This window comes from Kribbella sp. NPDC051586 (assembly GCF_044453965.1).
Lineage (GTDB): Bacteria > Actinomycetota > Actinomycetes > Propionibacteriales > Kribbellaceae > Kribbella.
Genome location: NZ_JBITDF010000005.1, coordinates 394,143 through 406,771, shown reverse-complemented (window position 1 = coordinate 406,771; position 12,629 = coordinate 394,143). Strand labels below are relative to the sequence as shown.

At 70.0% G+C, this 12,629-nt stretch carries 14 protein-coding genes; 7 read left to right on the top strand and 7 right to left on the bottom strand.

Annotation, left to right across the window (positions count from 1 at the left end; translation table 11 throughout):
* Positions 1-23 precede the first annotated feature (23 nt).
* The 6 genes from ACIA58_RS35470 (at position 24) to ACIA58_RS35445 (ending at position 4,783) form a co-directional block, all read left to right on the top strand.
* Positions 24-245, top strand: coding sequence for a biotin/lipoyl-binding carrier protein (locus ACIA58_RS35470; protein WP_396408220.1), 222 nt, complete (start codon positions 24-26; stop codon positions 243-245).
* 150 nt (positions 246-395) lie between these two features.
* Positions 396-1,067 (top strand): RNA polymerase sigma factor SigE, encoded by a 672-nt coding sequence (sigE, locus tag ACIA58_RS35465; RefSeq protein WP_396408219.1) that lies wholly within the window; start codon positions 396-398, stop codon positions 1,065-1,067.
* Positions 1,064-1,675 carry an anti-sigma factor family protein gene (locus tag ACIA58_RS35460; RefSeq protein ID WP_396408218.1) on the top strand — a complete coding sequence of 204 codons (612 nt, stop codon included), beginning with the start codon at positions 1,064-1,066 and terminating at the stop codon, positions 1,673-1,675. The genes sigE and ACIA58_RS35460 overlap by 4 nt, the downstream gene beginning before the upstream one ends.
* 3 nt (positions 1,676-1,678) lie before the next feature.
* A complete protein-coding gene (locus ACIA58_RS35455) occupies positions 1,679-2,734 on the top strand; it encodes a transcriptional regulator (protein WP_396408217.1) in 1,056 nt (351 codons plus the stop codon).
* A gap of 76 nt (positions 2,735-2,810) precedes the next feature.
* Entirely contained in the window at positions 2,811-4,385 is a 1,575-nt protein-coding gene (locus ACIA58_RS35450) for a S1C family serine protease (protein WP_396408216.1), read from the top strand.
* Between the two features lie 62 nt (positions 4,386-4,447).
* Positions 4,448-4,783: a sec-independent translocase gene (locus ACIA58_RS35445; protein ID WP_396408215.1), complete on the top strand. Its 336-nt coding sequence runs from the start codon at positions 4,448-4,450 to the stop codon at positions 4,781-4,783.
* 3 nt (positions 4,784-4,786) lie between these two features.
* Here ACIA58_RS35445 and ACIA58_RS35440 read toward each other — a convergent pair whose 3' ends face one another.
* Positions 4,787-5,206 (bottom strand): hypothetical protein, encoded by a 420-nt coding sequence (locus tag ACIA58_RS35440; RefSeq protein WP_396408214.1) that lies wholly within the window; start codon positions 5,204-5,206, stop codon positions 4,787-4,789.
* Positions 5,207-5,297: 91 nt separating this feature from the next.
* Here ACIA58_RS35440 and ACIA58_RS35435 point away from each other — a divergent pair, with 91 nt between their 5' ends.
* Positions 5,298-5,888: a TetR/AcrR family transcriptional regulator gene (locus ACIA58_RS35435; protein ID WP_396408213.1), complete on the top strand. Its 591-nt coding sequence runs from the start codon at positions 5,298-5,300 to the stop codon at positions 5,886-5,888.
* On the opposite strand, the gene ACIA58_RS35430 is transcribed toward ACIA58_RS35435, so the two are convergent.
* The 6 genes from ACIA58_RS35430 to ACIA58_RS35405 form a co-directional block, all read right to left on the bottom strand.
* The gene (locus ACIA58_RS35430; RefSeq protein WP_396408212.1) at positions 5,871-6,959 is read right to left on the bottom strand and encodes a GNAT family N-acetyltransferase; all 1,089 of its coding nucleotides are present in this window, start codon (positions 6,957-6,959) and stop codon (positions 5,871-5,873) included. The genes ACIA58_RS35435 and ACIA58_RS35430 overlap by 18 nt on opposite strands.
* 42 nt (positions 6,960-7,001) lie before the next feature.
* Positions 7,002-8,147: an Mrp/NBP35 family ATP-binding protein gene (locus ACIA58_RS35425; protein ID WP_396408211.1), complete on the bottom strand. Its 1,146-nt coding sequence runs from the start codon at positions 8,145-8,147 to the stop codon at positions 7,002-7,004.
* A gap of 1,101 nt (positions 8,148-9,248) precedes the next feature.
* Positions 9,249-9,812: a hypothetical protein gene (locus ACIA58_RS35420; RefSeq protein ID WP_396408210.1), complete on the bottom strand. Its 564-nt coding sequence runs from the start codon at positions 9,810-9,812 to the stop codon at positions 9,249-9,251.
* Positions 9,813-9,837: 25 nt separating this feature from the next.
* On the bottom strand, positions 9,838-10,743 hold the full coding sequence (gene htpX / locus ACIA58_RS35415; RefSeq protein WP_396408209.1) for a zinc metalloprotease HtpX: 906 nt from the start codon (positions 10,741-10,743) through the stop codon (positions 9,838-9,840).
* Between the two features lie 42 nt (positions 10,744-10,785).
* Positions 10,786-11,325: a DUF1003 domain-containing protein gene (locus tag ACIA58_RS35410; protein WP_396408208.1), complete on the bottom strand. Its 540-nt coding sequence runs from the start codon at positions 11,323-11,325 to the stop codon at positions 10,786-10,788.
* Entirely contained in the window at positions 11,315-12,592 is a 1,278-nt protein-coding gene (locus ACIA58_RS35405) for a magnesium transporter MgtE N-terminal domain-containing protein (protein ID WP_396408207.1), read from the bottom strand. Before ACIA58_RS35405 ends, ACIA58_RS35410 begins: the two co-directional genes overlap by 11 nt.
* Between the last annotated feature and the right edge of the window lie 37 nt (positions 12,593-12,629).

Here is a 12,629-nt window from a genome sequence, read left to right as displayed (position 1 = left end):
TGCGACCCGCCTAGGATCGGACCATGAGTCACACCGTGCTCGCCGAGTTGGTGGCAAACGTGCTGAAGGTCACCGCCAAGGCCGGGGACACGGTGCGTCCGGACGACACTCTGGTCATCCTGGAGTCGATGAAGATGGAGATCCCGGTGCTCGCCGAGGTGGCCGGGACGATTACCGAGCTGAAGGTCGCCGAGGGCGAAGTGGTCCGCGACGGCGACCCCATTGCTGTCATAGAAGAGAAGTGATTCAACCGAAATGGCCGTTCGCGCGTCTTGTCTGGTGAGAGGTCTGGTCGGGAACTTCCGGCCGGGGCGCCGCGTTGAGCCGTCGTACGAGCGACTCAGGGTTCTACCCGGGTCTTCCCGACGTGCGCAAAGGACGGTGACCGCGGCACCATGGCCTTCACGCTTATTGCCGAGAGGACCCAGGGAGGCGTCGCGGTGAAGCCCGCCGACACCAGGACCGCGCCCGCGCCGCAGGAGGCGCCGGAGGTGCTGCCCTCGTGGGACGAGATCGTCCGCAACCACTCCGCCCGGGTCTACCGCCTCGCATACCGGCTGACCGGTAACAAGCACGACGCCGAGGACCTGACCCAGGAGGTCTTCGTCCGGGTCTTCCGCTCGCTGTCGTCGTACACGCCGGGCACGTTCGAGGGCTGGCTGTACCGCATCACCACGAACCTGTTCCTCGACGGCGCCCGCCGCAAGCAGCGGATCCGCTTCGACGGCCTGCCCGAGGACGCCCACGACCGGCTGCCGGCCAAGGGCGAGGGACCGGCCGAGAAGCTGGACTCCGACCTGTTCGACCACGACGTGCAGGACGCGCTCGACGCACTGCCCGAGGACTTCCGCGCCGCCGTCGTGCTGTGCGACATCGAAGGCATGACGTACGACGAGATCGCCGACGTCCTGGACGTGAAGCTCGGCACCGTCCGCAGCCGCATCCACCGCGGCCGGTCGATGCTGCGCAAGCACCTGGAGCACCGGGCCCCGCGGTCCGGCCAGACCCGGGTCGGCGGCCCGCCTGCCGACGGTGGCCTCTTCAGTGACGGAGGTGACCTGCGATGAGTCTGCAGCACCCGATGGACAAGCTGAGCGCCGTCGTCGACGGTGAGCTCGACCACGACTCCCGCGACAAGGTGCTGAGCCACCTGGTCGGCTGCGACACCTGTCGCGCCGAGGTGGACGCACAGCGCCGGCTGAAGGCGCGGATGGCCGGGCTGGACTCGCAGGACCCTTCCACCGACCTGATGCAGCGCCTGATGGGCGTCTCGTCGTTCTCGACCGAGCCGCGGGAGGAGGTCCGTCCGGTGCTCACACCGGCGGTCAGCCTGTTCCCGCAGCGGTCCGCGTTCCCAGCCGGGCGCACAGGTGGCACCCGACCGGGAGCCGCCCGTGGCACACGCTCCCGCCGGCGCACCGGCGTGCTGGGCGCGGCCGGCTCAGCCGCCGCAGTGGCCTCCCTGCTCGGGACTGCGTTCGTGGTGGGCGACCCGTCCCGGTCGGAGCAGCCGCCGACGCTCAAACCGCCGGTCGCGAGCTTCTCGTCCGACCATGCGACCACCAGCGGCGGAGCGCCGTTCGCCGACCCGGTCGCCCTGCTGAACTCCTACAACGGTTCTGGGTACGCCGGGCTCACGTCGACGCTCCAGCCGGTGGCCCTGACAGGGCGCTGACCGGTGAGCCTGTCCCGGCTCGCCGTCCTGGTCAGCACAGCCCTGATCGGTTTCGGCCTGCCCACGTCCGCGGCCGCCGTGCCGGCAGTCACGAAGGCGGATTCGCCGAGCGCCGTGAGCTGGCTGCAGCGGGCAGCCGCCGCACCGAACCGGGTCTCGTACCACGGCACGCAGATCATCACCGCCTGGGGACCGCAGGGCGCGAGCTCTGCCATGTTCGAGATCACCCACGCGGCGTCACAGGGCTCCGAGATCAGCGTGCTCGGTTCGTCGTCCGCGCCGGGTGCGAAGGCGTTCGTCCAGCGGGCCACGACCACCGACGCCGCCATCGACGGCGGACCGCTCGCCTTGCTGCAGGCGACATACCAGTTGGTCGAGAAGTGCTGCACCGATCTCATCGGCCGGACCGCAGTGCTCGTCGAGGCGCTCCGGGGCGACCAGACGCTGGCCGCCCGGTTCTGGATCGACAAGGCGACCGGACTGCTGCTCCAGCGTCAGCTGTTCAGTGACGACGGCAAGACGATGGTCCGGGCCACCGTGTTCACCGAGCTGGAGATCGAGAGCTCCGAGTTCCTCGGCCACCTGCCGCCGATGCTGCCCAGCGGCGTCGAGGCTGTCGGCATGGGCAAGGTCGACAACCTGCGCTCCCAGGGCTGGGTGTGCACGCCGGAGCTGCCCGCATCGCTCAAGCTTTACGACGTCCACCAGGACACAGCCAACGGCTCCCTGCAGTTCTCGTACTCCGACGGCCTGTTCAACGTCTCCCTCTTCGAGCAGCGGGGCGCTCTCGATCCGAGCGCGGTCGCGGGCTTCAGCAGCACCGACAGCCCCGGCGTCTACCAGCGCTACGGGATGCCGTCGTACGTCGTCTGGTCGTCGCACGGAATCGTCTACACGCTCATCGGGGACCTGCCCCCGGACCAGCTCGACAAGGTGGTGCGGGCGTTCTCGCACGACGTGCCGATCAAGCTGACCGCCGTACAGCGGCTGGGTACCGGGCTGGCGAAAATCGCGACCTGGCTCACTCCGATGGGTGCACTCTCGCCGAAGCTGGGATAATCGAATGTGGACGGCCCTCCGGTTACTCCGGAAGGCCTCCGAACGATGACCACGACGATGACGTGAGGCGGGGACCGTGACAAGCGACGACGCCGAGCCGACAGTTCCGAATCCGGCCACCGCGGACACCACCGCGGCCCTGCCCACCACCCCTGAGCCGTCCGCCGCCCCGCCCGCCGCCCCCGCCCCGACGCAGCAGTCGTCTCAGCAATCTCCGCAAGGCTCGTCGTCTGGTTCGCCGTTGAGCGGACTGACCCCGCCGCCACTCGGCGCCGGGGCGATGCCGCTGCGCACGCCCGGCTCCGACGCGGCGTACCGGCAGACCAACGGCGGCCAGCTGAACGGCGGCCAGACCAATGGCGGCCAGACCAACGGCAGCCAGGTGAACGGCGGCCGGTCCACCACCCAGCGCAGCTTCGGGCAGCCCGAGCCGCAGGAGCCGCGGTTCAAGCCGCTGTATCCGGGCCAGGCCTGGCCGACCGAGCAGCCGCAATACCGGCCCGCCTACATCCCGCCGCCACCGGCCGACTGGCACGCGCAGCAGGCCCGCTCGTACACGAGCGATCCGCCGAAGGTGAACCGGATCGTCGCGATCGCGTCCCTGGTCGCGTTGATCATCGGTGTCCTGGCCGGAGCCGGAGCGGCCACGGTCGTCGTCGCACTCAACGGCCGGGGCACCGCGCCGGTCGCCGATCAGCCCAACCCGCCGGTCGGCACCGGCGCCGATCCGAAGATCCGCACCGGCTCGGTCTCCGCCGTCGCCGCGGCGCTGCTGCCGAGCGTCGTCCAGCTGAAGGTCGACGGCTCGGACAACTCCGAGGCCACCGGGTCCGGCTTCGTGATCGACAACGCCGGGCACATCCTGACCAACAACCACGTCGTCGCGGCCGCGGCCGGCGGCGGTTCGATCCAGGTCGTGACGAACGGGAACAAGACCGCGACCGCGCGGCTCGTCGGCCGCTCGCCGGCCTACGACCTCGCCGTCGTGCAGGTGGTCGGCCTGGACGCGCCGTCGGTGCAGTTCGGCAGTTCGAACCAGGCGGTCGTCGGCCAGGACGTGGTCGCGATCGGCTCGCCGCTCGGGCTGGCCGGCACGGTCACCTCGGGCATCATCTCGGCGAAGAACCGGCCGGTGACGACCGGCGACGACACCGGCCAGGCGTCGTCGTACATCAGCGCGCTGCAGACCGACGCCGCGATCAACCCGGGCAACTCCGGCGGCCCGCTGGTCGACATGGACGCGCGGGTCATCGGCGTGAACTCCGCGATCGCGACCGTTCCGGGCTCCGGCGAGGGACAGAGCGGGAGTATCGGGCTCGGGTTCGCGATCCCGATCGACCAGGCTCGCCGGACCGCGCAGCAGCTGATCGCGAACGGCAAAGCGTCGTACCCCGTCATCGGGGCGAGTGTGGACATGTCGTTCGAGGGCGGCGGCCGGGTCAGCGCGGTGACGATCAACTCGCCGGCGGCGCGGGCCGGCCTACGGGTCGGTGACGTGATCACGTCGATCAACAACCAGCCGGTGGACAGCGCCGAGGTGCTGATCGTCGCCATCCGCACGCACCAGCCGGGCGAGGCGGTGCGGCTCGCGTACGAGCGCGGCGGACGGTCCCGCACGGTTACCCTGACTCTCGCCCAGCAGATCGGCTGACTTCCCATGACCGAACCCGATATAGGCTGGTCCGCGTCGGTGTACAGGAGTGAGGTGGGGACATGTTCGGCATCGGGCCACTCGAACTGGTCGTGATCGCGATCGTCGCCGTACTTGTCTTCGGACCGGACCGGCTGCCGGAGTTCGCCCGTACGGCGGGACGCCTGCTGCGGCAGGTCCGTCAGATGGTGAACAACGCGCAGAACGACCTGCGCAGCGAGCTCGGACCGGAGTTCGCCGACCTCGAGCTCCAGGACCTGAACCCGAAGAACTTCGTCCGCAAGCACCTGCTCGACCCGATGGACGAGGACGAGAAGCCGGTCACCGAGTTCACCGACTCCGCGCCGCAGCGCCTCCCGGCCGGCCAGCGCCCGCCGTACGATCCCGAATCCACCTGATCCTTACTTCCGCCGGAAGAGCAGCGCGGTCGCGACAGCACCGGCCGCCGCGGGCAGGAGCGCCAGGACGCCCCACAGCGTCGTGTACGGGTGCACGCCGTACTCCGACACGAGCAGGAGCGTCAGGCCGAGCGACGCCGTGAGCAGTACGACGACGACGCCCAGCACGGCCGCGACCAGACGGTGTGAGCGGGCCAGACCGGCGACCGCCAGCCAGAGCAGCACGTCGAGGACGGCAACGCCGTACAGGAGGCCGTAGAGCGCTCCGGCGGACGCGTGCTTGCCGTATGGCGCGTAGGCCGACGTGGCGTGGTCGAGCAGGCTGCGGCTGCCGGCCTGATCGACGATCGCGATCACGGCGAGCAGGACCGAGAGTCCGACCGCGATCAGGGCGGTACGTTTTTCAGAAAGTGACTGTCTCATGCAAGTGACTGTACGAACGGCAGCCGACGTGCGTCAAGAGTTTTAGACAGTCACTTGCTGAAGCGTGTGACTGTCTCGTACGGTGGCGGGTATGGCTACCGGTCTGCGGGAACGATGGCGCGTCAAGGCGCGACGGACGATCCAGGAGCGCGCGCTCGACCTGTTCGACGAGCGCGGGTTCGACGCGGTGACGATCGAGGAGATCGCCGCCGCGGCCGAGGTCTCGCCGTCGTCGGTGTATCGCTACTTCGGCACCAAGGAGGGGCTGATCGTCGCCGACGAGTTCGACACGATGAGCCAGGAGGCCCTGGACGAGATCCTCGACGTCGACGACCCGGTCGGCAGCATGATCCAGATCGTCCGCAACTACGAGGCGGCGCCGGAGGGCGAGACCGCCGCCGAGCCGGTCCCGTGGCGGCGGATCCGCTACTTCTTCAAGGAGCCGTCGGTCCGTACGGCGTTCTGCGCGTCACTGGACCGCGCGAGCCAGCGCATCGCCCCGATGATGGCCGACGGCCACCTCACCGAAACCCAGGCCCGCGTCGCCGCGAACGCCTTGGTGTTCGGCTACTTCTCCGCGCTGGAGCAGTGGTACGTCGACGGCGGGGTGCATCCGATCGCGCAGTACGTCGAAGAAGGGCTGGAGCCGCTCCGCCCGATCTGGTCAGTCGGTGGCGAGTAGGTCGTAGGTGACCTTGTCGTCCACGTGGGTGGAGATGTGGAAGGCGGCGCGTTCGGTGCCGACGTGACGGAAGCCCGCCTTCTCGGCGGTACGACGGGCTGAGGTGTTGGTGGCCGCCGTACGGATGAAGAGCCGCCGGCCGCCGAAACCGTCCGCGGTCTCGTTGGCGAAATACCATTCGGCGACCCGCTGGATTGCTTCGGTCATCACCCCGCGGCCCTGTGCGTCGGGGTGCATCCAAAACCCGAGCTCGGCGTCGCGGACCTTGCGGTAGTGAATGCCGAACATGGTGAGGTTGCCCAGCCCCTGGTCGGTCTCGGCGTCGGCCACACACCAGTTGAACCGCCGCCCGGCCGCTGCCTGCTCGGCCCTCTCCCTCAGCCAGAAGCGCGCGTCCTCGGCGGTGAACGGCTGCGGGACGAACGGCAGGAAATGCGCGGTCGCCTGATTGGTCCGCGCAGTGGTGATCCGCGGGATCTCGTCCTCGCGCCAGGTCCGCAGGCGCAACCGCGGTGTCTCCAGCACCGGATGCTCGAACCACGGATGCCGCGGCTTCCGCTCGTCGTCCGGTCCGATCCACGCGGTCCACGCGTCGACCCGCCGACCGCCCTCCTCCGCCATACTCGGGATCGTCTCACCCAGGCGGAATCCGGTCGCCCACGCGACCCGCCGGGACGGCCAGTTGCCGACCTGGGCCCACCAGCGGATGACGTGGAATCCGCAGGTCGCGAAGCCGAACTCGAGGATCAACCGCACCGCCCGGCTCATCACACCGGCGCCCCTGGCCCACGCCGAGAGGCCGTAGTGCACGCGGGCGTTGCCGTCGGCGTCGGGCTCGAGGGCGACGCTTCCGGCGTACCGGCCCTGGTACTCGATCACGAACATCAGCCGCTCGCGCTGCTTCCACGCGTCGGTGATGCCGACGGTGATCCAGCGGCGGGCGTCCTCGGCGGTGCGGTACTGGCCGCCTTCGCGGTTGCGCTCGGCCTGCCCTTCGACGTCGTCCGGCCGGGGCGCGCGAAGCGTCACCAACCCGTCGGTCAGGACCGGATGCTCAGCAGGAATCGGCACCCGGCCAAGTCAACACCAACCGGCGGCCACCTTCAGCCGGATTTACCGCCCGGCCGGAGACAGCCCGAGCTGGCGGCCGAGCAGACCGCGCGGACGGCCGCCGAGGGTCGCCGCGATCTTGTCGAGCACCTGGGCTGCCGTGGTCTCGGGGTCCGCGGCGGTCAGCGGCTGACCGAGGTCACCGCCGGAGCGGAGCCGCTCGTCCAGCGGGATCTCACCGAGCAGCGGGATCTTGTAGCCGAGGCGCGCGGACAGCGTCTCCGCGACGCGGGTGCCGCCGCCGGAGCCGAAGATCTCGATGCGGTGCTCGGGACCGCAGTGCGGGCACGGCAGGTACGACATGTTCTCGACCACTCCGGCCACGCGCTGGTGCACCATCTGCGCCATCGTCCCGGCGCGCTCGGCGACCTCCGCGGCGGCCTCCTGCGGCGTCGTCACCACGATGACCTCGGCGCTGGTCAGCCGCTGGCCGACCGAGATCGCTATGTCACCGGTGCCGGGCGGCAGGTCGAGGAGCAGTACGTCGAGGTCGCCCCAGTACACGTCGGCGAGCATCTGCACGAGCGCCCGGTCCAGGATCGGACCGCGCCAGGCGACCACCTGGTCGCGCTTCGGCTTCAGCATGCCGATCGAGATCACCTTCACGCCGTGCGCGGGCACCGGCATGATCATGTCGTCCACCGCGGTCGGCCGCTCGTCCGCGACGCCGAACATGGCCGGCACCGAGTGCCCGTAGATGTCCGCGTCCAGTACGCCGACCGACAGCCCCTGGCGCGCCATCGCGACCGCGAGGTTGACCGTCACAGACGACTTGCCCACGCCGCCCTTGCCGGACGCGATCGCGAACACCTTGGTCAGCGAGTCGGGCCGCGAGAACGGGATCTCCTTCTCGGCCACGCCGCCACGCAGCTGCGTCTGCAGGGCCGCCCGCTGCTCGGCCGACATCACGCCCAGGTCGATCTCGACCCCGGTGACGCCGTCGAGTTTGCTGACCGCGGCCGTGACGTCGCGGCGGAGCGTGTCCTTCATCGGACAGCCCGCGACGGTCAGCAGGACGCGCACGGCGACCACGCCGTCCTCGCGGACGACGACGGACTCGACCATGCCCAGATCCGTGATCGGCTTCTTGATCTCCGGATCCAGCACGCCACCGAGCGCCGTGGTCACCTGATCAGCAGTGGGAGCCATGCACCAAGGCTACGTGCTCGCCCCCACCCACCCGACCACGGTCCATGTGACGTTCCTCCAACCCCCACCCCCGCCCCAACCCCGTCCCGCCCAACTCCAACCCAGGCGCGCTCAACTCCAACCCCGCCCCAAGCCCGTCCCGCCGAACTCTAACCCGGTCCTGCCCACAACGCCGTCCCGCCGACAACCCGGTCCCAGCCCCGCTCAACTCCAACCCGGTCCTGCCCACAACGCCGTCCCGCCGGCAACCCGGTCCCAGCCCCGCTCGACTCCAACCCGGTCCTGCCCACAACGCCGTCCCGCCGGCAACCCGGTCCCAGCCCCGCTCAACTCCAACCCGGTCCCGCCCACAACGCCGTCCCGCCGACAACCCGGCCCCAGCCCCGCTCAACTCCAACCCGGTCCCGCCCACAACCCCGTCCCGCCCACAACCCCGCCCAGCCCCAAGCCTGCCCGGCCCCGCCCAGCCGCAAGCCCGCCCAGCCCCGCCTTGCCCACGAACGGATATCCGCTCGAGTTGGGGGTTCTTCACTGGCACACCACGGGAGAACCCCCAACTCAAGGGGATATCCACCCTTGTCGAGGAGGTCGAGGAGGTCGAGGAGGTCGAGGAGGTCGAGGAGGTCGAGGAGGTCGAGGAGGTCGGGGAGGTCGGGGAGGTCGGGGAGGTCGGGGCGGGTGCGGGTGCGGTGGCTGGGGTGGTGCGGTGGCTGGGGCGGTGGGGGCGGCTGCGGCGGCTGGTGTCGGGCGGTGGCTGGGACGGTGGGGTGGTGGCGTGGCTGACGTGCTGGCGTGGTGGGGCGGCTGGGGTGGTGCGGTGGTGGGGGCGGCTGCGGTGGCTGCGGCGGCTGGTATCGGGCGGTGGCTGGGACGGTGGTGACGTGGCTGACGTGCTGGCGTGGTGGCGTGGTGGCGTGGTGGGGCGGCTGGGGTGGTGCGACTGGGATCGTGCGGTGGCTGCGGTTGCTGGGGCGGTGGGGTGGTGGCGTGGGCCGACGTGCCGACGTGCTGGCGTGCTGGCGTGGTGGGGCGCGGCTGGGGTGCTGCGGTGCTGCGGTGGCTGCGGTGGCTGCGGTGGGTGGGGGCGGGGTGGGGTGGGGGTTACAGGCCGGGGGCGCCGTAGATCGGGAACCAGCGGGAGAGGTCCGGTTCGAAGTTGAGGTCGGTGCCGACGACGGACTTGATCTGGAGTTCGGTGGCGTTGTCGCGGCGGTCGGTGCCGGCGGGGACGAAGGGGTACCAGGAGCCGCGCTTGTACAGGTAGACCAGGCCGACCGACTGGGAGCCGTTGGTGAAGGCGACCAGGGTGCAGAGCAGCGCGTTGCCGAAGCCGGCGTCGACCAGTGACGTGTTGACGGCGTGCAGGTCGGTGACCAGCGTCTTCAGGTCGTCGGGAGCCGTCTGGCGGACCAGCCAGGTGAAGCCGTACGAGTCGGTCGTGCTGGTGAGCTTGCCGTTGTCGAGGGCGAGCAGCTTGTCGACCTCTTCGCGGAGGGTGGAGAACCCGCCGCCCTCGGCCGCCTTGAAGCAGACCGAGCCGCTGCCGGTCGGACGGTAGCCTGCCGCGGTCTCCAAGGTGATTGCGGCCGACGGAAGCGAGAACAACTGGTCGAGGTTCGGCGGGACGGCTTTGCTCCTGCCAAGCAGGATGTCGAGTAGACCCATGACCCGAGGGTATGTCGCCCGATCCCTAAGCTTGGTCGCCCAGCTCGCGGGAGAGCACGCCGAGGCGGTCGAGTCGCTTCTCCAGCGACGGGTGGGTCGAGAACAGCGACGAGAGGCTGGCGCCGGCGCCCTTGCCGGAGATCGCCGGGGCGAAGAAGAACGCGTTGAACGCCTCCGCCTGGCGCAGGTCGCGCGACGGTATCCGTGCGATGTCCCCGCTGATCTTCGTCAATGCCGAGGCGAGTGCGGACGGTCGGCCGGTCAGCATCGCGCCGGCCCGGTCGGCGGCCAGCTCGCGGTACCGCGACAGCGCCCGGGTCAGCAGGAACGAGATCGCGTACACGGCGATCGACACCGCGATGATCGTGAGCACGATGACGGCCGTGTTCTGGTCGCGGTTGCGGCCGAGCCCGCCGTACAGGCCGAAGCGGGTGATCAGGCCGGCCAGCACACCGAGGAACGACGCGATCGTCATCACGGCGACGTCGCGGTGCGCGACGTGGGACAGCTCGTGCGACAGCACGCCCTCGAGCTCGTCCTGGTCCAGGCGGCGCATGATCCCGGTGGTCACGCAGACCACCGCGTTCTTCGGGTTGCGGCCGGTCGCGAACGCGTTCGGCAGGTCGACGTCGGCGATCGCGACGCGCGGCTTCGGCATGTCGGCGAGCGCGCAGAGCCGGTCGATCGCCCCGTGCAGCTCCGGCGCCTGCTCCGGCGTGACGATCCGCCCGTGCATCGCGTAGAGCGCGATCCGGTCGGAGAACCAGTACTGCGCGAACAGCATGCCGCCCGCGATCAGCACGGCCAGCACGGCGCTCTTCGTCAGCGCGATCAGCAGCGCCACGAATCCGACGTACAGCAGACCGAGCAGGAAACTGGTGATCACCATCCGGCTGGACAGTCCCCGGTCAGGCGCAAATCGAGTCTTCATCCCACGTCCTTTTCGTCACCTGATAGTGAGAGTAGCTCGGGGTCAAACCCGGTCGTCCTCACGGCTCTTCAGCTCCAGGTCGGCGAGCAGCGAGCGGAGCTCGGAGCGGAGGAAGTCGCGGGTGGCGACCTCGCCGACCGCCATCCGCAGCGACGCCATCTCGCGGGCCAGGAACTCCATGTCCGCGCGGGTCCGGGCGTCGACGTCGCGGTCGCGCTCGTACTGCACCCGGTCGCGGGCCTCCTGCCGGTTCTGCGCGAGCAGGATCAGCGGAGCGGCGTACGACGCCTGCAGGCTGAGCGCGAGGGTCAGGAAGATGAACGGGTACTGGTCGAAGCGCAGGTCCTCCGGCGCGAAGATGTTCCAGCCGACCCAGAACAGGATCGTCGCGGTCATGTAGACCAGGAACTGCCCGGTGCCGAGGAAGCGCGCGATCCGCTCGGACAGCCGCCCGAACGCGTCGGCGTCGTACGTCGGCCGCGGTACGAACGTCCGCCGCCAGTCCCGCGGTACGTCGAGCCGCGTGGTCGTGCCGCGGAACAGCCGGCGCTCGTCCGAGGACCGGCGGTCGTCACGAGGCATCGTGGTCCTCCTCCAGCTCGGGGTGCTCGGTGTGGTCGTGCTCGCGCCAATCGTCCGGCAGCAGGTGGTCCAGTACGTCGTCAACAGTCACCGCACCGAGCAGACGGCCCTCGTCGTCGAGCACTGGCGCCGCGACGAGGTTGTACGTCGCCAGGTACTTGCTGACGGTCTGCAGGCTGTCGTCCGGCCGCAGCCCGTCCAGGTCGGTGTCCAGCGCCGCGGACACCAACTGGGAGGGCGGTTCGCGCAGCAGCCGCTGGATGTGGCCGATCCCGATGAACCGCCCGGTCGGCGTCTCCAGTGGCGGGCGGCAGACGTAGATCATCGCGGCCAGTGCCGGGCTGAGGTCGGCGTTGCGCACCTGGGCGAGCGCATCCGCCACCGTGGCGTCCACCGGCAGGATGACCGGCTCCGACGTCATCAGACCGCCGGCGGTGTGCTCCTCGTAGGTCAGCAGCCGCCGTACGTCCTCTGCCTCCTCGGGCTCCATCAGCGTCAGCAGTCGCTCGGCGGTGTCGGTGGGCAGCTCCGCGATGAGGTCGGCCGCGTCGTCCGGGGACATCTCCTCCAGCACGTCGGCCGCGCGCTCGGTGTCCAGACCGGCGAGGATCTCGACCTGGATGTCCTCTGGCAGCTCCTCGAGCACATCAGCCAGTCGCTCGTCGTCCAGCGCGGCTGCGATCTCCTTGCGGCGCTTGGCCGACAGGTCGTGCAGTACGCCGGCCAGGTCCGCGGCTCGCATCGACTCGAACGCGGCCAGGATGTGTGTCGCGCCCTGACCCTCCTCGACCTGGGTGAACCCGCCCACGTCGCTCCAGTCGAGCACATGCGTCTGTCCGCGCCGCCGGAACCGTTTGGAGCCCTCCCGGACCGCCACCTTGGTCAGCAGCCAGTCCCGGGTCCGCCACTGCTCCATGGCCATGTCGAACACCACAGCGGTCGTCCCTGTGTCCGCGATGGTGACAGTGCGGTCGAGGAGCTCGCCCAGCACGAGTACTTCGGTCGCGCGCTGCTCGAAACGCCGCATGTTGAGCAGACCGGTCGTGATGACGTGGCCGACGTCCACCGAGGTGACACGGGTCATCGGGAGGAAGATGCGGCGCCGGGTGAACACCTCGACGACCAGGCCGAGGACGCGGGGCGGCTGGTCGCCCTGGCGCATCATGGCGACCACGTCGCGGACCTTGCCGACCTGGTCCCCGTTCGGGTCGTAGACCGGCAACCCCGCCAACCGGGCGACGTACACACGCGACGGTGATCCGGTCATGTCCGAAGGCTAACCCGCGGAGCCGGACTAGCAGCTG

Excerpts from the sequence above, each read along its gene's own strand:
- ACIA58_RS35410 (WP_396408208.1), bottom strand. The coding sequence starts at position 11,325 with ATGCCTCGTGACGACCGCCGGTCCTCGGACGAGCGCCGGCTGTTCCGC.
- ACIA58_RS35425 (WP_396408211.1), bottom strand. The coding sequence starts at position 8,147 with ATGGCTCCCACTGCTGATCAGGTGACCACGGCGCTCGGTGGCGTGCTG.
- ACIA58_RS35435 (WP_396408213.1), top strand. The coding sequence starts at position 5,298 with ATGGCTACCGGTCTGCGGGAACGATGGCGCGTCAAGGCGCGACGGACG.
- ACIA58_RS35405 (WP_396408207.1), bottom strand. The coding sequence starts at position 12,592 with ATGACCGGATCACCGTCGCGTGTGTACGTCGCCCGGTTGGCGGGGTTG.
- ACIA58_RS35460 (WP_396408218.1), top strand. The coding sequence starts at position 1,064 with ATGAGTCTGCAGCACCCGATGGACAAGCTGAGCGCCGTCGTCGACGGT.
- ACIA58_RS35470 (WP_396408220.1), top strand. The coding sequence starts at position 24 with ATGAGTCACACCGTGCTCGCCGAGTTGGTGGCAAACGTGCTGAAGGTC.
- htpX (WP_396408209.1), bottom strand. The coding sequence starts at position 10,743 with ATGAAGACTCGATTTGCGCCTGACCGGGGACTGTCCAGCCGGATGGTG.
- sigE (WP_396408219.1), top strand. The coding sequence starts at position 396 with ATGGCCTTCACGCTTATTGCCGAGAGGACCCAGGGAGGCGTCGCGGTG.
- ACIA58_RS35420 (WP_396408210.1), bottom strand. The coding sequence starts at position 9,812 with ATGGGTCTACTCGACATCCTGCTTGGCAGGAGCAAAGCCGTCCCGCCG.
- ACIA58_RS35445 (WP_396408215.1), top strand. The coding sequence starts at position 4,448 with ATGTTCGGCATCGGGCCACTCGAACTGGTCGTGATCGCGATCGTCGCC.
- ACIA58_RS35440 (WP_396408214.1), bottom strand. The coding sequence starts at position 5,206 with ATGAGACAGTCACTTTCTGAAAAACGTACCGCCCTGATCGCGGTCGGA.